General features: G+C 72.2%; 27 protein-coding genes and 1 pseudogene. 17 read left to right on the top strand and 11 right to left on the bottom strand.

All coding sequences use genetic code 11. From position 1 onward, the window contains the following. Positions 1–17: 17 nt before the first annotated feature. Positions 18–833, top strand: coding sequence for an SAM-dependent methyltransferase (locus tag AB0J74_RS34995; RefSeq protein ID WP_363456212.1), 816 nt, complete (start codon positions 18–20; stop codon positions 831–833). Here AB0J74_RS34995 and AB0J74_RS34990 read toward each other — a convergent pair. The 3 genes from AB0J74_RS34990 to AB0J74_RS34980 are packed head-to-tail and all read right to left on the bottom strand — an operon-like array spanning position 828 to position 2,486. Beyond that, positions 828–1,403, bottom strand: a complete 576-nt coding sequence (locus AB0J74_RS34990) for a DUF4232 domain-containing protein (RefSeq protein ID WP_363456209.1) — start codon at positions 1,401–1,403, stop codon at positions 828–830. The two genes, AB0J74_RS34995 and AB0J74_RS34990, sit on opposite strands and share 6 nt — an antisense overlap. Before the next feature lie 47 nt (positions 1,404–1,450). Next, positions 1,451–1,594, bottom strand: a complete 144-nt coding sequence (locus AB0J74_RS34985) for a hypothetical protein (RefSeq protein WP_363456206.1) — start codon at positions 1,592–1,594, stop codon at positions 1,451–1,453. A gap of 28 nt (positions 1,595–1,622) precedes the next feature. Then, entirely contained in the window at positions 1,623–2,486 is an 864-nt protein-coding gene (locus AB0J74_RS34980; RefSeq protein WP_363456204.1) for a hypothetical protein, read from the bottom strand. Between the two features lie 128 nt (positions 2,487–2,614). Here AB0J74_RS34980 and AB0J74_RS34975 point away from each other — a divergent pair. Beyond that, positions 2,615–2,815: pseudogene (locus AB0J74_RS34975) on the top strand (NUDIX domain-containing protein); the annotation flags it as partial. Between the two features lie 304 nt (positions 2,816–3,119). Here AB0J74_RS34975 and AB0J74_RS34970 read toward each other — a convergent pair. Further along, positions 3,120–4,031 carry an NADP-dependent oxidoreductase gene (locus AB0J74_RS34970; protein WP_363456278.1) on the bottom strand — a complete coding sequence of 304 codons (912 nt, stop codon included), beginning with the start codon at positions 4,029–4,031 and terminating at the stop codon, positions 3,120–3,122. A gap of 81 nt (positions 4,032–4,112) precedes the next feature. On the opposite strand from AB0J74_RS34970, the gene AB0J74_RS34965 reads away from it, so the two are divergent. The 3 genes from AB0J74_RS34965 to AB0J74_RS34955 all read left to right on the top strand — a co-directional run bounded on the left by AB0J74_RS34965 (position 4,113) and on the right by AB0J74_RS34955 (position 5,281). Next, a complete protein-coding gene (locus tag AB0J74_RS34965) occupies positions 4,113–4,400 on the top strand; it encodes a DUF2277 domain-containing protein (protein ID WP_363456201.1) in 288 nt (95 codons plus the stop codon). 81 nt (positions 4,401–4,481) lie between these two features. Further along, positions 4,482–4,874 carry an SRPBCC family protein gene (locus tag AB0J74_RS34960; protein ID WP_363456198.1) on the top strand — a complete coding sequence of 131 codons (393 nt, stop codon included), beginning with the start codon at positions 4,482–4,484 and terminating at the stop codon, positions 4,872–4,874. Positions 4,875–4,900: 26 nt separating this feature from the next. Beyond that, positions 4,901–5,281 (top strand): HIT family protein, encoded by a 381-nt coding sequence (locus tag AB0J74_RS34955; protein ID WP_363456195.1) that lies wholly within the window; start codon positions 4,901–4,903, stop codon positions 5,279–5,281. Here AB0J74_RS34955 and AB0J74_RS34950 read toward each other — a convergent pair. The 3 genes from AB0J74_RS34950 to AB0J74_RS34940 all read right to left on the bottom strand — a co-directional run bounded on the left by AB0J74_RS34950 (position 5,278) and on the right by AB0J74_RS34940 (position 7,693). After that, positions 5,278–5,880, bottom strand: a complete 603-nt coding sequence (locus AB0J74_RS34950; protein ID WP_363456192.1) for a dihydrofolate reductase family protein — start codon at positions 5,878–5,880, stop codon at positions 5,278–5,280. The genes AB0J74_RS34955 and AB0J74_RS34950 overlap by 4 nt on opposite strands. A gap of 6 nt (positions 5,881–5,886) precedes the next feature. Continuing rightward, entirely contained in the window at positions 5,887–7,050 is a 1,164-nt protein-coding gene (locus tag AB0J74_RS34945; protein WP_363456189.1) for an acyltransferase, read from the bottom strand. A 67-nt stretch (positions 7,051–7,117) separates the two neighbouring features. After that, positions 7,118–7,693: a copper resistance CopC family protein gene (locus AB0J74_RS34940; protein ID WP_363456186.1), complete on the bottom strand. Its 576-nt coding sequence runs from the start codon at positions 7,691–7,693 to the stop codon at positions 7,118–7,120. Between the two features lie 145 nt (positions 7,694–7,838). Between AB0J74_RS34940 and AB0J74_RS34935 the strand changes: the two genes are divergently transcribed. Continuing rightward, positions 7,839–8,384, top strand: a complete 546-nt coding sequence (locus tag AB0J74_RS34935; protein WP_363456183.1) for a hypothetical protein — start codon at positions 7,839–7,841, stop codon at positions 8,382–8,384. Beyond that, positions 8,356–8,778, top strand: a complete 423-nt coding sequence (locus AB0J74_RS34930) for an Imm1 family immunity protein (protein WP_363456180.1) — start codon at positions 8,356–8,358, stop codon at positions 8,776–8,778. The genes AB0J74_RS34935 and AB0J74_RS34930 overlap by 29 nt, the downstream gene beginning before the upstream one ends. On the opposite strand, the gene AB0J74_RS34925 is transcribed toward AB0J74_RS34930, so the two are convergent. Beyond that, positions 8,770–9,705, bottom strand: a complete 936-nt coding sequence (locus AB0J74_RS34925) for an EamA family transporter (RefSeq protein WP_363456177.1) — start codon at positions 9,703–9,705, stop codon at positions 8,770–8,772. The two genes, AB0J74_RS34930 and AB0J74_RS34925, sit on opposite strands and share 9 nt — an antisense overlap. 68 nt (positions 9,706–9,773) lie before the next feature. Between AB0J74_RS34925 and AB0J74_RS34920 the strand changes: the two genes are divergently transcribed. The 9 genes from AB0J74_RS34920 (at position 9,774) to AB0J74_RS34880 (ending at position 18,861) form a co-directional block, all read left to right on the top strand. Continuing rightward, the gene (locus tag AB0J74_RS34920) at positions 9,774–10,349 is read left to right on the top strand and encodes a CGNR zinc finger domain-containing protein (RefSeq protein WP_363456174.1); all 576 of its coding nucleotides are present in this window, start codon (positions 9,774–9,776) and stop codon (positions 10,347–10,349) included. A 32-nt stretch (positions 10,350–10,381) separates the two neighbouring features. Then, a complete protein-coding gene (locus AB0J74_RS34915; RefSeq protein ID WP_363456171.1) occupies positions 10,382–11,056 on the top strand; it encodes a hypothetical protein in 675 nt (224 codons plus the stop codon). A gap of 81 nt (positions 11,057–11,137) precedes the next feature. After that, a complete protein-coding gene (locus AB0J74_RS34910) occupies positions 11,138–12,619 on the top strand; it encodes a sugar ABC transporter ATP-binding protein (RefSeq protein WP_363456167.1) in 1,482 nt (493 codons plus the stop codon). Further along, positions 12,616–13,641: an ABC transporter permease gene (locus AB0J74_RS34905; protein ID WP_363456164.1), complete on the top strand. Its 1,026-nt coding sequence runs from the start codon at positions 12,616–12,618 to the stop codon at positions 13,639–13,641. The genes AB0J74_RS34910 and AB0J74_RS34905 overlap by 4 nt, the downstream gene beginning before the upstream one ends. Next, the gene (locus AB0J74_RS34900) at positions 13,631–14,665 is read left to right on the top strand and encodes an ABC transporter permease (RefSeq protein ID WP_363456161.1); all 1,035 of its coding nucleotides are present in this window, start codon (positions 13,631–13,633) and stop codon (positions 14,663–14,665) included. Before AB0J74_RS34905 ends, AB0J74_RS34900 begins: the two co-directional genes overlap by 11 nt. After that, a complete protein-coding gene (gene rhaS / locus AB0J74_RS34895) occupies positions 14,662–15,729 on the top strand; it encodes a rhamnose ABC transporter substrate-binding protein (RefSeq protein ID WP_363456158.1) in 1,068 nt (355 codons plus the stop codon). The genes AB0J74_RS34900 and rhaS overlap by 4 nt, the downstream gene beginning before the upstream one ends. 89 nt (positions 15,730–15,818) lie before the next feature. Then, positions 15,819–16,985 carry an L-rhamnose isomerase gene (rhaI, locus tag AB0J74_RS34890; RefSeq protein ID WP_363456155.1) on the top strand — a complete coding sequence of 389 codons (1,167 nt, stop codon included), beginning with the start codon at positions 15,819–15,821 and terminating at the stop codon, positions 16,983–16,985. A 130-nt stretch (positions 16,986–17,115) separates the two neighbouring features. Continuing rightward, positions 17,116–17,838 (top strand): alpha/beta hydrolase, encoded by a 723-nt coding sequence (locus AB0J74_RS34885; protein WP_363456275.1) that lies wholly within the window; start codon positions 17,116–17,118, stop codon positions 17,836–17,838. Positions 17,839–17,928: 90 nt separating this feature from the next. Beyond that, the gene (locus AB0J74_RS34880; protein ID WP_363456152.1) at positions 17,929–18,861 is read left to right on the top strand and encodes a hypothetical protein; all 933 of its coding nucleotides are present in this window, start codon (positions 17,929–17,931) and stop codon (positions 18,859–18,861) included. Positions 18,862–19,227: 366 nt separating this feature from the next. Here AB0J74_RS34880 and AB0J74_RS34875 read toward each other — a convergent pair whose 3' ends face one another. Genes AB0J74_RS34875 through AB0J74_RS34865 form a run of 3 tightly spaced genes read right to left on the bottom strand, consistent with a single transcriptional unit; the run spans position 19,228 to position 21,984 of the window. After that, a complete protein-coding gene (locus tag AB0J74_RS34875) occupies positions 19,228–20,712 on the bottom strand; it encodes an MFS transporter (RefSeq protein WP_363456150.1) in 1,485 nt (494 codons plus the stop codon). Between the two features lie 28 nt (positions 20,713–20,740). After that, the gene (locus tag AB0J74_RS34870) at positions 20,741–21,082 is read right to left on the bottom strand and encodes a helix-turn-helix transcriptional regulator (RefSeq protein ID WP_363456147.1); all 342 of its coding nucleotides are present in this window, start codon (positions 21,080–21,082) and stop codon (positions 20,741–20,743) included. Beyond that, complete coding sequence (locus tag AB0J74_RS34865) at positions 21,079–21,984, bottom strand: LysR family transcriptional regulator (RefSeq protein WP_363456144.1); 906 nt, start codon at positions 21,982–21,984, stop codon at positions 21,079–21,081. Before AB0J74_RS34865 ends, AB0J74_RS34870 begins: the two co-directional genes overlap by 4 nt. A gap of 72 nt (positions 21,985–22,056) precedes the next feature. Here AB0J74_RS34865 and AB0J74_RS34860 point away from each other — a divergent pair, with 72 nt between their 5' ends. Then, positions 22,057–23,028 (top strand): EamA family transporter, encoded by a 972-nt coding sequence (locus tag AB0J74_RS34860; RefSeq protein ID WP_363456141.1) that lies wholly within the window; start codon positions 22,057–22,059, stop codon positions 23,026–23,028. Positions 23,029–23,271 lie beyond the last annotated feature (243 nt).

The following is a 23,271-nucleotide window of genomic DNA, read 5'->3' as shown; positions in this document are numbered from 1 at the left end:
TCGACTATCATGTGCCCGTGACTGACGAGATCGCCGTGCCGGCGGAGTTGCACGCGGAACGGCCGCATCCGGCGCGGGTCTACGACTTCCTGCTCGGCGGGAAGGACAACTTCGCCGCGGACCGGGCCGCTGCCGAGGCCGGTCTGCGGGCCAACCCGCACAGCCGGATCCCGCCGCGGGAAAACCGGGCCTTCCTGCGCCGGGTCGTCCGCCATCTCGCGGCCGAGGCCGGCATCCGGCAGTTCCTCGACATCGGCACCGGCATCCCGACGGCGCCCAACGTCCATCAGGTCGCGCAGGAGGTGGCGCCGGAGGCCCGGGTCGTCTATGTCGACAACGACCCGATGGTCCTCGCGCACGCCCGGGCCCTGCTGACCAGCGGTCGCCAGGGTCGCACCGCCTATCTCGACGCCGACCTGCGCGACGTCGACGGGCTGCTGGCCTCACCGGAACTCCGCGCGGTGCTCGACCTCGACCAGCCGGTCGGCCTGCTGCTGATCGCGATCATGCACTTCGTCGGCGACGACGACGACCCGTACGCCATCGTCGATCGGCTCATGGCCGCCCTGCCGTCGGGCAGCTACCTCGCGCTGTCGCACCTCACCGGCGACTTCGACCCCGCCGCCTGGGAGGGCGTCGCGGCCGTCTACCGGCGCAGCGGCGTCACCATGCGGGTGCGTTCCAAGCCCGAGATCGAGCGCTTCTTCACCGGCCTCGACCTGGTCGAACCCGGCGTGCGGGTGCTGCCCGCGTGGCGGCCCGACCCCGGCGGCGGCGAACCACCGACCGACACCCAGGTCTCGGTGTACGGGGGCCTCGCGCGCAAGTCATGATGCCGGCGCGACCGGCCGCACCCGCGGGTCGCAGACCCGATAGCTCCCGGCGAGGCTGAGCGCCGCGGTGTTGTCCGGCGGATACACCCGCAGCGTGACCGCGTCGCGCGGCCCCGGGCACTGTTCCACCGTCGAGTTGGCCACGGTGAACAGCGCCGCCGCGCCGTGGGCGAGCCGCACCCGCGGGGTCGGCAGACCGGGTTCCCGGGCGGCGTCCCGCTGCACCTCGTGCCCGGCAGCGTCCAGATAGGACACACCCGGATACCCTTCGAGCGTGCACGCGCCGGCCGCGTCGTTGGTCAGCCGGTAGGTGGTGTAGCTGGTCCCGGCCGCACCCTCGGCACCGGCGGCCGTCAGGGTGAGGTCGCCGGCGGCGCACACGCCACCGCCGCGGCTCGGCGGCGGAGCGGCCGTCGCCGGAGCGGTCACGGTCGTGGCCGGCGCGGGGGCGGCCGGGCCCGGCGTGGTCGGCGTGCCACCCGGTGGCGCCGGCGGCGGGGGTTCGGTGCACGCGGTCAGCGCGGCCGCCGTCACCACACCGACGAGAAGGCAGATCCATCTGCTGCGCATGACCCAAGCATCCGCCGCCGACTCGACCACGTCACCCGGCGCAAGGCCTAACGCGGCGGGCCGCCGAAGTCGCGCGCGTAGTGCTCGCTCAACGGCGGCGTCAGCGTGACGGTCGGAAAGGTGTCGTAGAAGCTCTCGGGGAAGGCCCGGTTCCAGAACCCGACGAGCTCGATCCGGATCAGCACCGTCATATGACCACTGACTACCGTACAACCGACACTAGAGGCGGCCGTACGACACCAGGGTGCGCAGGCTCTCCAGGGTGACGATGCCGCGCCATTCGAGCAGCGCCGCCTCGCCCGGGGGTTGCCAGGTGACCGGCCAGCCGCCGTCCTCCTGCTGGTCGCGCTCCAGGCGGTCGAGGTGGGCCTGGATGACGTCTTCGGTGAACAGGGCGCGCCACGGGCTGTCGGCGGACGAGGCCACGGTCAGCGGGGACAGTCCGTACGCCGAGTCGTCGGGATCGAGCTTGAACCACGACGCGCCCGCGAGGGCGTCGCGCACCTTGGCCGCCGCGGCGCGGGCGCGGTCCTGGTCCGGGGCCTGCGCCAGGAAGCCGAGGACCTCGCTCAGCGCGTGTGCGTCGGTGGGCAGCTCGGCCGTGTCGATCTGCTTCCAGCACCAGGCCGCGGCCGCGTCGATCCACGGGTGCTCGACGCGCAGTTCGTGGAGCCGGCCGACGATGCCGGCGGTGGGGTTGAGGGCCGGCTCGTAGGTCCACTCAGACCAGTGTTCGGCCCGCGGATAGTCCTCGATCACCGGGAAGGCGAGCGGCACGGCCCCGCCGTCGGTGGCGACCGTGGCGAGATAGTCGCACGCGGCGTGCACCAGCGGCAGGTCGACGGTGCGGGCGGTGGCCATCGCGGCAAGCGCGCACTCGACGTCGATGGGCAGGCTGGCCGGGCAGCGCTTGTCGGGCTCGAGCCCGTGCCCGAACCCGCCGTCGTCGTTCGCGTAACCACGCACGGCGTCGACCACGCCCTGGCCCGGCGCGCCCTCGAAACAGGTGGCGAACAGCCGTCGTTCCACCAGCCGCCCGTTACGGCGGAGAAACTCGCGTCCATCGAGGAATCGTGCGGTCATGCCCGCGACGATAGTCATCGGGCCCGCGCGCGGGCTTGAACGAATCGGACCTGTCGAGCCGCACCGGGGGGTTGGTAGCGTCCAGGCATGTCGATCATCGTTCCCGCCGCCGCCACGTCTGACCTGCCATGACGCCGAACCTGCGTCGCTCCGCCCGGGCGATCGTGCTCGACGAGGGCGACCGCGTCCTGCTGTGCCGGTTCGTCTTCCCTCATCCGGCGGTGCCTGGCGAGGCGAAGGGCGTATGCGCGGCACCAGGCGGCGGCATCGAACCCGGCGAGGACCCGTTGACGGCCTTGCGCCGCGAACTTCGCGAGGAGACCGGCCTGACGATCACCATCGACCCACCGCACGTCTGGCACCAGGAGGTTCTCTCCACCGACCACGCGCCGAGGTTCGACGGCATCGTCAACGCTTCCTCGTCCGGGCGAGCCATTTCCAGCCCCGCGGCGAGCTGACCGACGACCAACTCGCCGCCGAGAACCTGGCCGGGTTCCGCTGGTGGCATCTCTCGGAGATCGTCGGCTCTGCCGGCCCCGAGCTGTTTTCGCCGCGCGACCTCGCCACACCGTTGACGGCGCTACTCACCACGGACCCGCCAACCCAGCCCATCCACCTCGGCCGCTGAGCGCCCTACACCGTCAGCACGATCTTTCCGCGCAGCCCGCCCGCCTCGACCAACCGGTGCGCCTCGGCGGCCTCGGTCAGGGGCATCGTCGCCGCGACCCGGGTGCGGAGCGTGCCCGCGGCCAACTGCCCGACCATCGCGGCGAGCACGTCGCGGTCGTGGTGGATGAGCTGGAGCTGCTGGCGGATGCCGCGGCTCGGGTCGATCGGCGGGGTCGGCCGGGTGGTCACCACACCGCCACCGTCCTTGACGGCCGCGGCCGCCGCCTCGCCGAGCGGCACGGCGTCGATCGCGGCCGGCACCGGCCCCAGCGTCGCCAGATCGGTCGACCGGGCGATCACCTCGGCGGCGCCGAGACCGCCGACCCACGCCTCGTCGTCGTGGCTGGCGACGGCGAGCACCCGGTGGCCCCGTTGCGCGGCGAGTTGCGCCGCGAACCCGCCGACCCCGCCGCTGGCCCCGGTGACCAGGACGGTCGACGCGTCGCCCGGCGCCAGCAGCGCGAGTGCCTGGTGTGCGGTGACCGCGTTGAGCGGCAGCGTCGAGGCGGCCGCCACGTCGACCCCGTCCGGGACCGGCACGAGCCAGTCAGCGTCGGCCGCCACCAACTCGGCGTAACCGCCGGGCGTGCCCCGAGTCAGGTACCAGGGGATCATGCCGACAACGCGGTCACCGACCCGGAGATCGGCTACGCCGTCCGCGACGGAGGCCACCTCGCCCGCGATGTCCCACCCGGGCAGGAACGGCGGCGGCACCGGACCGCCGGGAATCATCCCGATCCGGGCCGCGATGTCGGCCGGCTGCACGCAGGCCGCCCGCACCCGCACCACGACCTGCCCCGGGCCTGCCACCGGATCGGGCAACTCGGCCACCCGCAGGCCCTCGGGCCCGCCCAACTCCACAACGATCACGCCCATCACGCGTCGAGTATGGATCGAAGTCGACCATTGAAGGAAGGGGTGTGGCGGTTGGCCGGTGGTTGCTGACATGCTGGTCGGATGTGCAGGAACATCCGGGTGCTGAGCAACTTCGAGCCGCCCGCCACCGAAGACGAGATCGAGGCCGCCGCGCTGCAATACGTGCGTAAGGTCAGCGGCGCGACGAAACCGTCGGCCGCCAACCAGGAGGCGTTCGACGAGGCCGTTCGGGTGGTCGCCGAGGCCACCCGGGCGTTGCTGGAGACGCTGGTGATCAAGGCGCCGCCGCGTGACCGCGAGACTGAGGCCGCCAAGGCCAGGGCGCGGGCCGCCGAGCGTTACGGGCCGCGGGCCACGGCCTCGGCCTGACCGGGCGGCGTGACAGCCGAGGCCGATGGTGCCGGTGCTAACGGCCGTGGTTCGGCGGGCCGGCGTGGTAGGACTGTGCAGGTGCTCTACGAGTCGCGGCACGTGAGTGTCTCCATCGCCCGGTCACCGGCCGAGGTCTACGCGTTCGCCGCCGACCCGGCCAACCTCCCCCGCTGGGCGGCGGGGCTGACCGGGTCGATCGCGAACGTCGACGGCCGCTGGCTCGCCGAGACGCCCGACGGCACCGTCGAGGTGACGTTCGCGCCGGCCAACACCGTCGGGGTGCTCGACCACGACGTGACGTTCCCGTCGGGACAGACGTTCTACAACCCGATGCGGGTGTTTTCCAACGCCGACGGCAGCGAGGTGGTCTTCACCGTCTTCCGGCGCGAGGGAACCACCGCGGAGGCGTTCGCGGCCGACGCCGCCGCCGTGCTCACCGACCTGCGGGAACTCAAGTCGCTTTTGGAATGATGCCTGCTATGGCTTCCGTTTTCTCCATGATCATTGCCGGCGAGATCCCCGGGCGCTTCGTCCATCGCGACGACGAGGTGGTCGCGTTCCTCAGCATCGCGCCGGTGACGCCCGGGCATACGCTGGTCGTGCCGCGCGCCGAGGTTGACGACTGGACCACCCTGGACCCGGCGTTGTGGTCACACGTGATGATGGTCGCCGCGCGGATCGGCGTGGCCGTCAAGACCGCGTTCGACGCGCCGCGGGCGGGCCTGGTGATCGCGGGCTTCGAGGTGCCGCACGCGCACGTGCACGTCTTCCAGACGCGCGGGATGGCCGACTTCGACTTCGCCGACGCCAAGCCGGACGCCCCGGCCGCCGAACTGGATGACGCGCACCGGCGCCTGCTAGCTGTTCTCGGGAGCTAGCGGAGCACGTCGTACGTCAGGTGGGTCGCATGTGGAGAGACGATCACGTCGACCTGGCGCAGCCGCGGTGTCGGCTGGTCGGCGGGGGAGAACAGCGGGGTGCCACCGCCGACCAGGCACGGTGACAGGTGGATCCGCAACTCGTCGGCGAGGCCGAGCAGCACGCTCTGGCGTACGACCTGCGCGCCGCCCATCACCACCGCGGTCTTGTCGCCGGCCTCGGACCGGGCGCGACTCACCGCCTCGGCGATGTCGGTCGCGAAGCTGAACCGCGGGCCGAGCCGCCACGACTTCGGCGGCTCGTGGGTCACGACCACGACCGGCGGGCCACCGGTCGCCTGGTCGGTGCCGGCGCCGTAGCCGAGTTCGTCGGTCCAGCCGTGTGGCCCGTCGACGAAGTCGAACAGCCGGCGGCCCATCACGACCGCCCCGGTCTGGTCGAGGCCGCGGCACAGGATCTCGGAGTCGACCGGATGGCCGGCGAAGACCCACGTGTGGATCGCCTCACCGCCGACGCCCAGGCCGTGCTCGATGTCGGCGCCGGGTGCGGCCACGTAACCATCAAGCGAAATGGAGATGTCTGCGACAACCTTGCCCATATCCCATCAGCCTACGCCGACCTGCGTCGGTTGTGGTGAGCGCTGGGCCGGGATCGCGGGGCGCGGCCGCGGACGGGGCAACAGGCGCATCGCGGGCTTTTCGACATAGCTGTGCAGGGGGAGCGCGACGGCGTAGGAGACGACCAGGAAACCCAGCGCGAGCGGCACCGCCTGCCAGACCGGATAGTCGTGCGACCGGCCGAGGAACGTCATTCCCGTGGTGAGGATCGTGAGATGCACGAGGAAGAAGGCGTACGACGCGTCGCCCAGCCGGGTGAGCACCGGGTGCCGCCACACCGACCGGGCGCCGCTCAGGTCGGCGGTGGCCGCGGCCGGGATCAGCAGTGCCGTCGTGGCCAGCACCGCCGCCGTGTCGCGTACGGGATGCGGCAGCAGGTTGACGATCAGGTAGTTGGCGGCGAACAGCGCCGACGCGAGCGGCAGGCCGGGGCCGCGCCAGGCGCCCGAGCGCACCAGCAGCGCGAGGACGATGCCGAGCGCGAACTCGACCGCCCGGGTGGCCGGCAGGATGTAGCCGAACCAGCGTTGGTAGGCCGGGTCGACGACGGTGTGCGTGAACGCCGGCATCAGCAGCCCGAGTGCGACCAGGCCGACGGCCGAGATCGCCAGCGCCCGGCCGCCGAGCCGGCGCAGCAGCAGGTAGAGCAGCGGGAACACGGCGTAGAAGGCGATCTCGCAGGAAAGTGACCAGGCGACGGGGTTGATGCCGAGATAGGTGACGTCGTCCGGAAACCACGCCTGGACGAGGAACAGGCTCGTGCTCAGGTTGTGTCCGTTGACCTGGTTGACCCGGTTGCCGACCGGGTCGGCGAGGTCGCCGACATACTTCGAGGCCACCGCGAGCCCGAGCGCGACCAGGTAGGCGGGGTAGATCCGCAACACCCGGCCCGCCCAGAACCGGCCGAGCCCGCGACCGGGTGCCGGGCCGGCGCCGCGGGCAGCCCAGGTGAGCACGAAGCCGGAGAGCACGAAGAAGAACGAGACGCCGAGGTCGCCCGGATCGAGCAGCAGGTGGCCCGCGTCGTGCGCGAGCCCGCCGACCGGGATGAACGAGTAGGCGTGGACGCCGAACACGAGCAGCGCCGCGGCGAAGCGCAGGCCGGTGAGGGAGGGCAGCCGGGGGGCGGACGCCCTGGGGGAGTCGGGCATAGAAACGCGACCCTATCGGGGGTGCCCGGCTATCGCATCCAGCCGCACCCGGTTTGTGGAATAACGCTCACGAACGCGGCCGGCGCCGGCGCACCAGCACCAGCACCGCGACGGCCAACACCGCCGCGACGCCGGCGCCGATCGCGGCCAGCCCGACGGGCGGGATCCCACCGTCGTCGACCGCGGCGGCCGGCAACGCGAGCGCCGAGGCCTGGGCCGTGGCGGTGGCGGTGGCCGCGACGACCGGCGTGGGCGACGGCGCCGGGGACGGCGGCGGGTACCTGTTGGTGAACGTGTAGCGGCCGGAGATCCTGTGCCCGTCGCCGGACACCGTCTGCCAGGCGACCGTGACCTCGCCGACGCCCAACGGCCGCACCGCCTGGGTGATCGTCCTGTCCACGGCCCGGGCGTCGTCCACCTGGTAGGCCGTGCCGTCGGCACCGGTCACGGCCACGGTGGTGCCGGCCTGCTTGACCAGACCGCTGAAGGTGAGCGTCACCGTCTCGACCGGCTTGGTCACCGTCGCCTTCGCGGCCGGTGCCGCTTTCGACAGCTTGGTGTGTGCCGACGCGGGCGACGCCGGCGCGACGACCACGACCAGCCCGACGAGCAGCGCGGCCAGGGTGGCGGCATAACGGCGCATCGATCCTCCATCCGGTGTTCGGGACACGCTAGCGGCTGGCGGCCGGGCACGAGCGGAGCGCCGGCTGTCGGAAGATGGCGGGAACTTTCCCGGCCCGCCGGGCGACAGGTGTGACATCCGGGAGCCCGCGGGCGCTGGTGATCGTGTGGATGAGTCGCTGACCGATCGCCTCGACGACCTGGAGTGGTGGCTGCGGGTGCTCGGCCGCCCGGTCGTCGACCTGTTGGTGCCCGGCCTGCCGCCCGACGGGATCCGCCGTCACGGCCCGCTGCCGGCCAGCGTGGCCGAGTGGTTCGCCTGGCACGACGGCGTCACCCTGGGCGCCGGTCAGCAACACCAGGACATCGAGATCATCCCCGGGTACGCGCCGCTCGCGCTCGCCGAAGCGACGGGCCTGCGTCCCGCCTACGACGGCGACCCCGTGCTCGGCGAGACCTGGCTCCCGTTGCTGGCCTCGGCCGACGGTGACCTGTTCGCGGCGTGCTGGTCCGGCCCGGACGAGCCCCGGGTGGTGGCGGTGCGCGCCGGCGAGCCGAGCCGCGTCGAGTTCCCCGACCTGCTGTCCATGGTCGTGCTGTTCGTCGACTGCTATCGCCGCGCCGCGTTCGCGGTCGGCGCCGACGGCCGGCTGACGATGGACCCGACCCTCTACGACGAGCTTTATGACGACCTCGACAGTCCACGCGGCTGACGCCGTGCGGCTCGAACGCGACCGCTGGCGTGCCGGTCGGGTCGAGCGGCTGGACCACGCCGACCCGACGCCGGCCGAGATCGAGGCGGCCGTCCGCGCACTCGACCAGCACACGCGCACCGAGGTCGTGCTGACCGGCCACGACGACCAGTACCTGGCGGTCGAGGGCGGCAACGGCCGCTATCTCGTCCAACTGGGCTCCGATGTCGACGACGACCGGATCGTGCTGCGGTCGGTCGACGCGGAGCCGGGCGACGAGGTCGTGGTCGCCGCCGGACAACCACGGCGGGTGGCCCGGCGCGACGTCGTCGACCTCGACACCGCGTTGCGCGCGGTCCATGCGTTCGCGGCGGACGGCCGGCCCGACCCCGCGCTCACCTGGGCGTCAGGCTGACACCAGCACCTCGGCCGGCCGCCGCTCGTCGAGCCGGACCAGCGCGACGCCGGCGATGATCAGCGCGCCGCCGGCGATCTGCACGGGGCGGGGCAGTTCGTCGAGCACCAGCCAGGAGATCAGCACGGCGAACAGCACCTCGGTGAGGCCGACGAACGAGGAGAGCCGGGCGCCGAGGGCGCGGGCGGCCACGATGCCGGTCACGTAGGGCACGACGGCCGCGACCAGTGACAGCCCGGCCACCGGCACCAGCCAGCTGACCCGCAGGTCGCCCAGGTCGACCTGCCCGTACGTGGCGTGCATGGGCAGCAGCCCGGTCACGCCGAGCAGCACCAGCACCACCGCGCCGATGGCCAGGCCGGCCGTCGCCAGGGCCAGCGGTGGCACGCCCTCGTCGCCGGTGTCGCGGGCGCCCAGCACGAAGTAGGAGGCCAGCCCGACGCCCGCGAGGAGGCCCCACAGCACACCGATCGGGGACAGGTCGGCGCCGCCGCTCAGGTCGAGCACGAGGACCAGGCCGACCACCGCGGTGACCGCGCCGACCGCGGTCAGCGCCCGCGGCCGCTGCCCGTGCACCGCCCACATCCAGAACACGACCAGCACCACGCCGAGATATTCCAGCAGCAGCGCGACGCCGACCGGCAGATAGCGGATCGCGTTGAAGAAGCCGACCTGCGCGATGCCGACGCCGAGCACGCCGAACAGGACCACGCCGGTGAGTTCCCGGCGCACCGCGGCCCAGCGGCCGCGCAGCGCGATGGCCGCGGGGACGGCGAGCACCAGCGCCGCGACGCCCACCCGGACGGCGACCGCGGCCGGCGCCGACCAGCCGGCGTCGAGCAGAGCGTGCGCGAACGGGCCCGACGTGCTGAACGTCAGCGCGGAGAGCAGCGCGAGCAGCAGACCGAGCGAGCGGGTCGGTGGCATGGGTCCCCTGTCATCACCAAAAGCGGCTTACACTGATGACGGTAGGGGGCCGGACTGCAAGGGGCAAGATGGTTTTCGCTCATGACACGGAAGCTGCGTTGACGACGTTGGCAGCGCTGGTCAACACGGCGCTGCCCGACCTGCCCGCCCTCGACGCGTTTCTCGGCGAGCACCGGTTCACCGGCTCCCGCGCGCACACCCTGGCCGAACTCGACGCCGTCCGCGCGCTGCGCCCCCGGTTCCGCCGGTTCTGGGCGATCGGCGAGGACGAGTTGGTCGAGACCGTCAACGCCCTCCTGCGGGAGAGCCGTCCGTTGCCGCAACTCGTGCGGCACGACGGCTGGGGCTACCACCTGCACGCGGTGCCGCCCGAGGCGCCGGTCGCGGTGCGGTTGACCGTCGAAGCCGGGATGGCACTGGTCGACGTGGTCCGCACGGGCGCGCTCGACCGCCTGCGCACCTGCGCCCACCCGGACTGTGCCAACGTCCTGGTCGACCTGTCGAAGAACCGCTCCAAGCGCTTCTGCGACCTCGGTTGCGGCAACAGGGCCGCCGCGAGCGCCTACCGCGCGAGAATGACCGCACGGCGGCAGGATGCGCCGGCATCCGGCGGTCCGCCGGCGGGCGCGGGCGGCAAGCCTTGATCCGAGCGACGATGACGTAATACCGTCCATCGATGTCGCGGAAAACCGGCAAGCCGTCCTACGTCCGCCAGGCCGAGCAGGCGCGGGCCCGTCGCGTTCCGGTTGCCGCCACCATCGCCGCGGTGCTGCTGGCCGCGCTGGTCGCCGGCCTCGTCGGCTATGTCGTTGGCCGCCCGGACGCCACCACGCGCGCGATCGACGACATCAAGGCGCAGGAGGCCAAGCGCGACCTCGACCAGATCCGCGACCTGACCGCCGTTGCCCGCCGCTCGCAGGAGGCTCTGACAACCCTGCTCGGCGCCTTCGACACGGCCGTCGACGGCACGAAGCCGGTCGACGCGGCGACCGTCAGGAGTTGGCAGCAGACGGTGCGGCAACTGGTCGCCGCGCACGCCGACAGCCCCTCCGGCACGACCGCGACCAACGTCGCCCGGGGCGGCTTCCGCGGCGCTGTCGCCGACTTCCAGGTGGCGGTCGACATCTACGCCGAAGCCGTCGCGGCTCCGGCCGCGGACAGGGCGGCCCTGACCCAGATCGCCGGCCGCGCCCGCACCGCCGCGGCGACCGCCTGGTCGGTCGCCGCCGCTCAGCTCGACCAGATCAATGTGGACGCCGGCCTCGGTCACCAACACGTCTACCTGCAGACCGAGCAGGGCAGCGGCGCCTTCACCGCCGACGGCGAGGAAGAGGGCCACACCGGCGGGTAGCAAACCCTTGACGGTGATGGATCGACATCCCTAGTGTCTTCAGCACGGCGTCGGTGAAACGTTTCATGACCGGGAGGTGCGATGCTGTCGCTGCAGTCGGTGAGCAAGTCGTTCGGCGCCGTCGCGGCGCTCCGCGACGTCGACCTGGAGCTCGTCGCCGGCGAGGCGCACGCGCTCGTCGGTGAGAACGGCGCCGGCAAGTCCACCCTGGTCAAGATCCTGGCCGGGGTGCATCCACCGGACAGCGGCGCGATCGTGCTCGACGGCGCGCCGGTCACCTTCGCCGGCCCGGCCGACGCCCGGGCCGCCGGCATCGCGGTGATCTACCAGGAGCCCACGCTGTTCCCCGACCTCTCGGTGGCGGAGAACATCTTCATGGGCCGGCAGCCGCGACGGAGCCTGCGCCGGATCGACACCGCCGCGATGCGCGATCGGGCCGCCGCGCTGTTCGGTCGCCTCGGTGTCCGGCTCGACCCCGACCGGCCGGCGCGCGGCCTGTCCATCGCCGACCAGCAACTGGTCGAGATCGCCAAGGCGCTGTCGACCAACGCCCGGGTGCTGGTGATGGACGAGCCGACCGCGGCACTGTCCGGTGTGGAGGTCGAGCGGCTGTTCGCGGTCGCCCGGTCGCTGCGCGACGCCGGTGCCGCGGTGCTGTTCATCTCGCACCGCTTCGACGAGGTGTTCGACCTCTGCGAGCGGATCACCGTGATGCGCGACGGCCGCCGGGTCGACACCGCGCCGACGGCCGAGCTGACGGTCGACGCCGTGGTCCGCAAGATGGTCGGGCGCGACGTCGCCACGCTGTTTCCCAAGCTCGACAGCACGGCCGGCGACGTCCGGCTCGACGTGCGGGGGCTGACCCGGCACGGCTTCTTCGACGACGTCAGCTTCCAGGTGCGGGCCGGCGAGATCGTCGCGCTGGCCGGGCTGGTCGGGGCCGGCCGCAGCGAGGTGGTCCGCGCGGTCTTCGGCGTCGACCGCCCCGACGCGGGTCAGGTGCGGGTCGACGACACGCCGCTGCCGCCCGGCGACACACCGGCCGCGATCGCCGCCGGCCTCGCGCTGGTCCCGGAGGACCGGCGCCAGCAGGGCCTGGTGATGGAGCTGTCGGTCGAGCGCAACACCACGCTGCCCCGGCGCTGGGCCCTGGCCAGAGCCGGCCTGCTGTTCGGCGGCACCGAGCGCCGGGCGGCGGCCACCTGGACCGACAAGCTCCAGGTCAAGGCCGGCCGCCCGACCGACCCGGTCAGCACGCTGTCGGGCGGCAACCAGCAGAAGGTCGTCCTCGCGAAATGGCTATCGACCCGGCCCCGGGTGCTGATCGTCGACGAGCCGACCCGGGGGATCGACGTGGGCACGAAGGCCGAGGTGCACCGCCTGCTCTCGGAGTTGGCGGCCGACGGAGTGGCGGTGTTGATGGTCTCCAGCGAGCTGCCGGAGGTCCTGGGAATGGCCGACCGGGTGCTGGTCATGCGCGAGGGCCGGCTGGTCGCCGACATCCCGCGGTCCGGCGCCGACGAGGAGTCGGTGATGGTCGCGGCGACGGGAGCCGGGTCATGACGGCCCCGCCGGTGCCGGCCGCGACCGGGCCGACGGCGGCCGTGCACCGCGTCTTCGTCGTCCGCGAACTCGGCATCGCCCTCGCGCTGCTGTTGCTGGTCGCGGTCACGTTCGCCACCAACACCCGGTTCCTGTCCGGCCAGAACGTCAAGGACCTGCTGCTCGGCTCGACCATCCTGGCGATCCTCGCGGTCGGCCAGGCGATCGTCATCATCACCCGCAACGTCGACCTGTCGGTCGGCTCGATCCTCGGCCTGGCCGCGTTCGCCACCGGCGCGATGCTGCAGAGCGCGCCGGGCCTGCCGATCCCGGTCGCGATCCTGGCCGGCATGGCGCTCGGCGCCGCCTGCGGCGCGGTCAACGGCGGCCTGATCGCCGCCGCCCGGGTCCCGGCGCTGGTGGTCACCCTCGGCACCCTCTACGTGTTCCGCGGCATCGACTACACCTGGGCCACCGGCCGCCAGATCAACGCCGCCGACATGCCGCACGGCTTCCTGCGGATGGGCAACGCGAGCGTCCTCGGCATTCCCGTGCTCGCCCTTTTCGCCGTCGTGGTGCTGGTCGCCGCCGGGCTGTTCCTGCGCTCCTACCGCAGCGGCCGCGAGCTCTACGCGATCGGCTCCGACCCCGACGCGGCCCGCCTCTACGGCATCCCGGTCGGCCGCCGCGTCTTCTGGGCGTTCGTCACCAGCGGCGCGCTGGCCGGCCTGGCCGGCGTGCTGCACGCGGCCCGGTTCGGCACCATCGACGCCAACGCCGGCCTGGGCCAGGAGCTCAACGTGGTCGCCGCGGTCGTGGTCGGCGGGGTCGCGATCTTCGGCGGCAGCGGCTCGGTCTACGGCGCCGCGCTCGGCGCGGTCCTGCTGACCACGATCGGCAGCGCGCTGCCGGTGCTCGGCATCAACCCGTTCTGGCAGCGCGCCGCGGTCGGCGTGCTGATCCTGGCCGCCATCGGCCTGGACCGCTCGCTGGCCGTGCGGATGGCCCGCCGGCTCCGAGGAGGCGGCGACCGTGGCCGTTGAGACACCCGTCCGCGAGCCGGCGGCTCCCGCGCGGCCGACCGCCCGCGGCCTGCTCGGCTCCTGGGACCTGCTCGTGCTGGTCGCCCTGGTGCTCGTCATCGTCGTCGGCACGCTCACCGTCGACGGCGTCGGCAACCCGCGCTTCTACCGGTTCGTCATCCTCGAGGCGATCCCGATCGCGCTGATCGCGCTGCCGATGACGCTGATCGTGATCACCGGCGAGATCGACCTGAGCGTGGCCAGCACGGTCGGCCTGACCTGCAGCGTGATGGGCCAGCTCTGGCATTCCGGCGTCACGTCGTTCCCGGTGCTGCTGGTGGTCAGCCTGCTGCTCGGCGCCGTCCTGGGCGCGGTCAACGGTATCTTCGTGACCGTCTTCGGCCTGCCCTCGCTCGCCGTCACGATCGGCACCCTCGCGCTCTACAGGGGACTGGCCTACGTCGTGCTGGGCGACCGGGCGATCGCCGACTACCCGATCGCCTGGACGACCAACATGATCGCCCCGATCCCCGGCACGGTGATTCCCTGGTTCGTCATCGTCGTCGCCGTCCTGGCGGTGCTGTTCGGCGTGCTGCTGCACGCCACCCCGATCGGCCGCGGGCTCTACGCGATCGGCAACAACGCCGAAGCCAGCGCGTACTCCGGCATCGCGGTCATGCGTACCAAATTCTGGTTGTTCGTGGCGACCGGCGTGGTCGCCGCGTTGGCCGGCGTCTTCTGGACGTTCCGGTTCGCGTCCGCCCGGGCCGACAACGCCAATGGCCTCGAGCTGTCGGTGGTGGCGGCCGTGCTGTTGGGCGGCGTGTCCATTTTCGGTGGTCGGGGCGGCCTGCTCGGTGTGGTCGCCGCGGTCGCGCTCCTCGGCACTTTGCGCAACGCGTTGCAACTGGCCGACGTCCCGGCCAACGCGTTGACGATCGTCACCGGAACGCTGCTCATCGCTTCCGTCGTCGGGCCCAACGTGGTGCGGATGGCCCGCGGGCGGCTGCGGCGACGACCCCCTGAGGAAAGGACCCAACCATGAGGATCACAGGTGTACGCGTCGTCGCGACGACCGTCCTCGCGGCGCTGACGCTCGCCATGGGCGCCTGTGCGGACGACAGCACCGACGCGGGCGCCGGTTCGGGCACCGGCACCGGCGGCAACTCGTCGGGCACCATCAAGGAGGGCCTGAAGGTCGCCTTCCTGCCCAAGCAGGTCAACAACCCCTACTTCGACACCTCCGACAACAAGGGCGGCAAGGTCGCCGTCGGGGAGTTCAAGGGCACCTTCACCCAGACCGGCCCGTCCGAGGCGAGCCCGTCGGCCCAGGTGTCCTACATCAACACGCTCTCGCAGCAGCAGACCGACGTGATCGTGGTGTCGGCCAACGACAAGGACGCCATCTGCGGCGCCCTGACCGAGGCCAAGACCGCCGGCGCCAAGGTGGTCACCTACGACTCCGACACCAAGCCGGAGTGCCGCGACGTGTTCGTCAACCAGGCCACCGCCGACGGCATCGCGAAGTCGCAGATCAAGCTGATCTCCGACGCGGTCGGCCCGGACGGCGGCGAGATCGCGATCCTGTCGGCGACGGCGAACGCGACCAACCAGAACGCCTGGATCGAGATGATGAAGACCGAGTTGGCCAAGCCGGAGTACGCGAAGCTCAAGCTGGTCGACACGGTCTACGGCGACGACCAGGACGAGAAGTCGTTCCAGGAGGCGCAGGGCCTGCTGGCCAAGCACCCCAACCTCAAGGGCATCATCTCGCCGACCACCGTCGGGGTGGCCGCCGCCGGCCGCTACCTGTCCGGGTCGTCCTACAAGGGCAAGGTGCAGTTGACCGGCCTGGGCACGCCCAACCAGATGCGCGCGTACGTCAAGGACGGCACCGTGAAGGCGTTCGCCCTGTGGAACCCGGCCGACCTGGGCTACCTGGCCGCGTACGCCGGCGGCGCCCTGGCCTCCGGGATCATCACCGGCAAGGAGGGCGACAAGTTCAAGGCCGGCAAGCTCGGTGAGTACACCGTCGGCGCGGGCGGCGAGATCGTGCTGGGTGACCCGTTCACGTTCGACTCGTCCAACATCGACCAGTTCGACTTCTAGTCCTTCGCGGAAGGTGGCTGGCGTGCGCCGGATCTGCTTCACGACCGGCGCCGCCACGCCGCCGTCGACGCGGCCTTGAGGGAGCAACCATGACCGACCGTACGCGGGTCCTCGCGGCGCTTCGTGACCAGCGGGTCGAGACCGCCTCGTGGGCGTTCGGCAACTCGGGGACCCGGTTCAAGGTGTTCGCGCAGGAGGGTGTGCCGCGGGACCCGTACGAGAAGATCGCTGACGCGGCGGTCGTGCACCGGTTCACGGGGGTGGCGCCGACGGTGGCGTTGCACATCCCGTGGGACAGGGTCGACGACTACGGCCATCTCTCGGCTTTCGCCAAGGAGCGCGGGGTCGCCCTGGGTGCGATCAATGCCAACGTGTTTCAGGACGACGACTACAAGTTGGGCTCGGTGACCAATCCCGATCCGGCGGTCCGGGCCAAGGCGTTGGCGCACCTGGTCGAGTGTGTCGACATCATGGACGCGACGGGTTCGCGTGACCTGAAGTTGTGGTTCTCCGACGGCACGAACTATCCGGGTCAGGACAGCGTCCGGGCGCGGCAGGACCGGCTCGCCGAGGCGTTGTCGGCTGTCTACGGCCGGCTCGGCGCAGGGCAGCGGATGCTGCTGGAATACAAGCTGTTCGAGCCGGCCTTCTACATGACCGACGTGCCGGACTGGGGCACGGCGTACGCCCACTGCCTGTCGCTGGGTGATCGGGCCCAGGTCGTGATCGACACCGGGCACCACGCTCCGGGTACGAACATCGAGTTCATCGTCGCGTTCCTGCTGCGGGCCGGGAAGTTGGGTGGGTTCGACTTCAACTCCCGGTTCTACGCCGACGATGACCTGATGGTCGGGGCGGCCGACCCGTTCCAGCTGTTCCGGATCATGCACGAGATCGTGTCCGCGGGCGCGCTGGCACCGGCCGCCGGGATCGCGTTCATGCTCGATCAGTGTCACAACATCGAACCGAAGATCCAGGCCGTCATCCGCTCGGTGATGAACGTCCAGGAAGCGACAGCGAAAGCGTTGCTCGTCGACGTCGACGCGCTGGCGGCCGCGCAGCAGGCCGGTGACGTGCTGGAGGCCAACGACGTGCTGATGGACGCCTACCAGACCGACGTCCGGCCGCTGCTGCGTGAGTTGCGCGCGGAGATGGGCCTCGACCCGGACCCGATCGGCGCGTTCAAGGCGTCGGGATACCTCGAGACGGTGACCGCCGCCCGGGTGGGCGGCACGGCGGCGGGCTGGGGCGCCTGAATCGGGCGGTTTCCGTAGCATGGTCGGGGTGACGAACACCGACTGGACCGCCGAGACCACCGGCGTCGGCGGGTACGCCGACGTCAACGGCATCAACCTCTACTACGAGACGCACGGCTCCGGGCGCCCGATGATCCTGCTGCACGGCGGGCTCGGCTCCGGCGAGATGTTCGGCCCGGTGCTGCCGCTGCTGGCCGCCTCGCACCAGGTGATCGCCGTCGACCTGCAGGGGCACGGGCGCACGGCCGACGTCGACCGGCCGCTGCGACTGGAGCTCATGGCGGCCGACATCGCCGCGCTGATCGACCACCTCGGCCTGTCGCGACCCGACCTGGTCGGCTACTCGCTGGGCGGCGGCGTGGCGATGCACACCGCCGCGCTGTTCCCCGACAAGGTCGGCAAGCTCGTGATGGCCTCGGCCTGGTTGCGCACCGAGTCGGTCTACCCGGAGATGCGCGCCCAGCAGGGCCAGGTGAGCGCCGCGGCGGCCGAGTTCATGGTGGACACGCCGATGTACCAGCTCTACCAGAAGGTCGCACCGCGCCCCGAAGACTTCGGCCGGCTGCTCGACAAGATCGGCGCCTTCATGTCGGAGGAGATCGACTTCACCGAGCAGGTCCGGTCGCTGCGGGTGCCCACGATGGTCGTCGGCGCCGACGCCGACCAGGTGCCGCCGAGCGCCTACATGGAGACCTTCGCCCTGCTCGACGGTGGCCAGCGCGACGGCGGCTGGATGGGCGAGGGCCGGCCCGCGGGCGGTCACGCGCTGGCCATCATCCCGGGCGTGACCCACTACTCGATCTTCAGCTCACCGCTCTTCGCCGCGGTGGTGCTCGACTTCCTCGGCGACTGATTGCGGGGCAGCAAGTTCTGACGTTTGTCGATACGGTGGCTCCGGCCGCGCCGGCCGGTGCGGCCCACCGCATCACAACGGGGAGAACTGATGCTGCTCAGACGCATGTCCCGGGTTGGTCTCGCGATCAGTGTCGTCAGTGGACTGGTGTTGGCGTTCGTGGCCGCGCCGGCCCAGGCGGCACCGACCAGCACGACGTCCTACTCGTTCACCAGCGCGGCCGGTGACTACATCGGCGGCGGCCAGACGCGCGACTACACAGCGCCCGAGGCCAACATCCGGATCTCCGGAACGGCCGGCTATGTGACGGTGTCGGTCGACGCCGGCGACGAGTGGTGGTCGATCGATCTCGCCGCACCCAACGGCGAGGTCCTCAAGCCCGGTCGCTATCTCGACGCGGAGCGCGCGGCCTTCCGCACCGGCCGCTCGCCGGGCCTCGACGTGTCGGGGACCGGCCGGGGTTGCAACGAGGTCTACGGCAGCTTCTGGATCGACCAGATCGGCACCGCCGCCGACGGCACGGTGACCATGCTGGACGCCCGCTTCACCCAGAACTGCGAGTCGGCGACCGCGCCGCCGTTGAAGGGCACGGTGAAGTTCGCCGCCTACCCGCTGTCCTACAAGTTCGTCAGCGACAGCGGCGACTACATCGGTGGCGGGGTCACGAAGTCCTACACCAACGCGCTGTCGGTCTTCAACCTGTCCGGCAACGCCAACGGCGTGGCCTATTCGGTATCCGGCCAGCGCGACGACTGGACGGTCAACCTGACCCCGCCGGCGGGTCAGACGCTCAAGCGCGGCACCTACACCGACGCACAGCGCTACCCGTTCAACGAGCCCGGCCACCCGGGCCTGTCCGTGAGCGGCAACGGGCGCGGCTGCAACACGCTCACCGGCTCGTTCACGATCCGGGAGATCGCGTTCGACGACACCGGTGCGGTGAGCGCCCTGTTCGCGACCTACGAGCAGCACTGTGAGGGCGGCGCCGCCGCCCTGCGCGGCACCATCCACTACTTCGCGTAGCCGCGTGCGAAGGGCGCGGCCGTGTGGTCGCGCCCTTCGCTACGGCCCGGTGCCTGCTGCGCGCGTGGGCCCTGTCACCGGCTACGGCGCGGGCCCTGCTGCGTGGCGGCCTTGTCACTGGCTACGGCGTAGGCGCTGCTGCGTGGGGGCCTTGTCACTGGCTACGGCGTAGGCGCTGCTGCGTGGGGGCCTTGTCACTGGCTACGGCGTAGGCGCTGCTGCGTGGGGGCCTTGTCACTGGCTACGGCGTAGGCGCTGCTGCGTGGGGGCCCTAGTCACCCGGCTACGACGCGGGCCGTGCTGCGCGGGGCCTTGTCACCCGGGCCACGGTGTGGGCCCTGCTGCGTCGCGTCCCTTGTCACCCGGCTACGCGGTGGCCTCGGCCTCGAGGCCGGGGACACCCGCAACGGCGGCCTCCGCGTAGGCCTCCTCGTCGCGGGCCGGGGCGACCGGCTCGGCGGCGTGTTGGTGGTTGCGGGGCACCAGGAGCGCGGCCAGGGCCGCGCCGATCGCGGCGATGCCCAGTGCCGCGAAGCCGTAGCGGTAGCCGTCCTCCGTCGCCAGGCCGTTGGGCAGGGCCTGAGCGCTCACGATGCTGGCCATCAGCGCCGCGCCGAGCGAGCCGCCGATCGTGCGGATGTTGGCGTTCATGCCGTTGGCGACGCCGGTCTGGTGTGCCGGCACGGCGGCCACGACGACATTGGACATCGTGGCGAACGCCGCCCCGAAGCCGAGGCCCAGGACCGCCATCGCGATCAAAATCTGCCACTGGTGGTCGTGCGCCAGGGTGAGGATCGCGAACGACGCCACCGCGAAGAGCGTCCCGCCGACCAGCACCGCCTTGGCGCCGAACCGGTGGGTGAGCCGCGGCGCCGCCAGGCCGGAGGCGAACATCGCCACGCTCATCGGCAGGATCAGCAGCCCGGCCCGGGTCACGCTGGCACCGAAGCCGTAACCGGCCGACGGCGGCGTCTGCACGAACGCGGGCAGGAAGCCGAGCAGCCCGTAGAGGCCGACGCCGAACAGCAGCGCGACGAGGTTGGTGGTCCAGACAGCCGGCGTACGCATCATCCGCATGTCGATGAGCGGGCTGGCGGAGCGCGTCTCGACGACGATCCAGGCGGCCGCCAGCACGACCGCGGCCAGCAGCAGGCTCAGCACCCGGGTCGAGCCCCAGCCCCACCGCGCGGCCTCGGTCAGCGGCACGAGGAGGGCGACCAGCCACGCGGCCAGCAACACGGAAGCGGTCCAACTGAACCGGCCCGGCGCCCGCACCCCCGATGCCGGCATGCGCGCGTAGGTGACCGCGGCTGCGATCAGCACCATGATCATGGGGAGCCAGAACAGCGCGCGGTAGTCGAGCACGTCGACGATCGGGCCGGCCAGCACCACGCCGAGACCGGTGCCGATCGCGAGCACCGCGGCGACCAGGCCGACGGCGCCGGCGACGCGCGGGCGCGGGAGCGTGTCGCGGACGATGCCGAAGGCCAGCGGCAGCACACCGCCGCCGAGGCCCTGCACGGCGCGGCCGACGAGCATGACGCCGATGTTGGGCGCCACCGCCGAGATGGCCGAGCCGGCCGCGAGCGCGACCAGCGTGAACAGCAGCACCTTCTGCTTGCCGGCGCGGTCGCCGAGCCGGCCCAGGATCGGCGTGAAGATCGACGCCGAGAGCAGGTTGACGGTCAGCACCCAGGTGACCGTGCTCTGGGTGGTGTGCAGGTCCTGCTGGATCACCGGCAGGACGGGAGCGATCAGCGACTGGATCAGCGCGTACGACACGACGCCGAGGAGCAGAACGGGAACGACGAGGCGGGTGTCGGCACGGCCGTGCCGGGCAGGTGGTAGCACGGTACGAACGTACGCGTACTATCGAACCTTAAGCAACGGCGCCCGCGTGTGAGGGAGCCGACGTCGCGACGGCGCCGAGTACCGCGTCGAGCAGGCCGGGGAAGCGGGCGTCGAGATCGGCGCGGCGCAACTCGGGCCGGTGGGTGCGGCCGTCGCGGTTGACCCCGATGACGCCGCTCTCCCGCAGCACCCGCCAGTGGTGGGTCGCGGTCGACTTCGGCAGGTCTGACAGCAGGTCACCGCAGCTGTAGGCGGCGCCCGGGTTGGCCGCGATGGTGGCCACCACCCGCTGCCGCAGGGGACTCGACAACGCTTCCAGGACGCGGGAGAGATCCAGCTCCGCGCGGGTGGGCTGCCAGCGCTCCGTCATTGTTCGACTGTACTCGTACCGACCCAGGACTCGCGCAGCGCCGCCACGGCCGCGTGGATCGCCGGGCGCGCGGCCGCGGCGGCCCGCCAGGCGATCGTCACCCGCCGGGTCGGCCGGGGCGCGACGGCCAGGGCGACCACACCGGACGGCAACGTCGGGCGGGCCAGCCTGGGCAGCATGGCCACCCCGAGGCCGGCCGCGACCAGCGTCAACTGGGTCTCGAACTCGCCGACCAGGAAGTCCGGCTCCACGCCGGGCAGCACCCGCATCAGCCACTCGTAGCAGATCGCGCCGGGCGGGGCCGCGATCCAGCGTTCGCCGATCAGCTGGTCCCGCCGGACCGGCCCGGTCGCGCCCGCGAGCCGGTGGCCGGTCGGCACCACCAGGTCGGCGACGTCGAGGCCGAGTTCGGTCGCGGTGACCCCGGGCGGCCAGGTCAGGGCCGCTTCCGGCCAGTCGTCGAGCACCGCCAGGTCGACGTGGCCGCGCTGGAGCATGTCGAGCGCGTGGTGCGGGTCGCCTTCGATCAGGCCCGTACGCAGGGCAGGGTGATCGGCGGCCAACCGGTGCAGTGCGTGCGGCATGAGCCCGCGGCAGGCCGTGGCGAAGGCCGCCACTGTGAGCCGCCCGGTGACGGTGTCGCGCTGTGCCGCCAACGCGGCCTCGGCCTCGTCGAGCGCCGCCAACACCTTGGCCGCGTGCGCCGCGAGGACCCGGCCGGCCTCGGTCAGCCGGATCCGCCGGCCGTCCTTCTCGACCAGTGTGGCGCCGGTCTCCCGCTCCAGCTTGCCGAGTTGCTGCGAGACCGCCGACGGCGTGCAGTGCAGCGCCGCGCTGGCCGCGAGCACCGTTCCGTAGCTGGCCACGGCGTCGAGGGCGCGCAGCCGGCCGACATCAATCATGTAGCGAGGCTACCTGGCGGATGAAGAAAGCATTGCTGGTGCTAAACCGTCTGCGCCGCCGACGATGACGCCGTGAAACTTCGCGACATCGCCCTCGCCGTCGCAGTGACCGCCCTCTGGGGCGTCAACTTCGTCGTCATCCGGGTCGGCCTCGACCACTTCCCGCCGCTCATGTTCAACGCCTTGCGCTTCACCTTCGCGGCGCTGCCGGCGGTCTTCTTCGTCGGCCGCCCCCGGGTGCCGTGGCGCTGGCTGCTGGCCGTCGCGATGGCGCTCGGCGTGGCCAAGTTCTCGCTGCTGTTCGCCGGGATGGCGGCCGGCATGCCGGCGGGCCTGTCCTCGCTGGTCCTGCAGAGCCAGGCCGTCTTCACCGTGCTGCTCGCCGTGCCGCTGTTGCGCGAGCGCCCCGGCCGCCGCCGCCTGGCCGGCCTGGCCGTCGCGGCGGTGGGCGTCGTCGTGGTGGCCGCCGGTCTCGGCTCGGACCTCCCCGGCGGCGCGTTCGCCCTGGTGATCGCCGCGGCCGCGGCGTGGGGCCTGTCCAACGTGGCCACCCGTAAGGCCGGCGGCACCGACATGCTGCGCTTCATGGTCTGGGTCAGCGCCCTGGCCGCACCCTGGCTGATCGCCCTGTCCCTGCTGGTCGACGGCCCGGCCACCGACCTGGCGGCGCTGCGCGACGTCGACGCGGCCGCGATCTTCGCGGTCCTGTTCGTCGCCGGCGCGGCGACGCTCGGCGGCTTCGCCGCGTGGGGCTACCTGATCAGCCGGTACGGCGCGTCGACGGTCGCTCCGTTCGCCATGCTGGTGCCCTTGTTCGGCATCGCCAGCGCCGCCCTGCTCCTGGACGAACCGGTCCACCCGACGGACGTCCTCGGCGGCCTGCTCGTTATCGGCGGCGTCCTGGCCGGTCTGGTCGGCGCCCGGCCAAAGAGTCCGGACCGCACGTCGCCCGCCGCCGACGATCCCCGGCCGTCCGCCGGCGGACGCACCCGGTTGGCCCCGCAGCCGGTGGGGACCGGCTGGCCGTCCCGTCGGCCAGGATGACGAGAGGCCGCGAAGATTCGGTCGCGGCCTCCGGCCTCGCGGGATCGGCATGCATGCACGGCCTGTCCGCGTGCGCCCCCGGGCCTGTGCGCGGGTCCGTGGGTGATTGCGCCGCGCGGTTCCGGTCCGACCGCCTCGCGGTACGGCCGCCTCGCGGTACGGCCGCCTCGCGGTACGGCCGCCTCGCGGTACGGCCGCCTCGCGGTACGGCCGCCTCGCGGTACGGCCGCCTCGCGGTACGGC

The sequence above is a fragment of the Asanoa sp. NPDC049573 genome, assembly GCF_040676615.1.
Taxonomy (GTDB): Bacteria; Actinomycetota; Actinomycetes; order Mycobacteriales; family Micromonosporaceae; genus Asanoa.
This window is presented reverse-complemented; position numbering and strand designations above follow the sequence as displayed.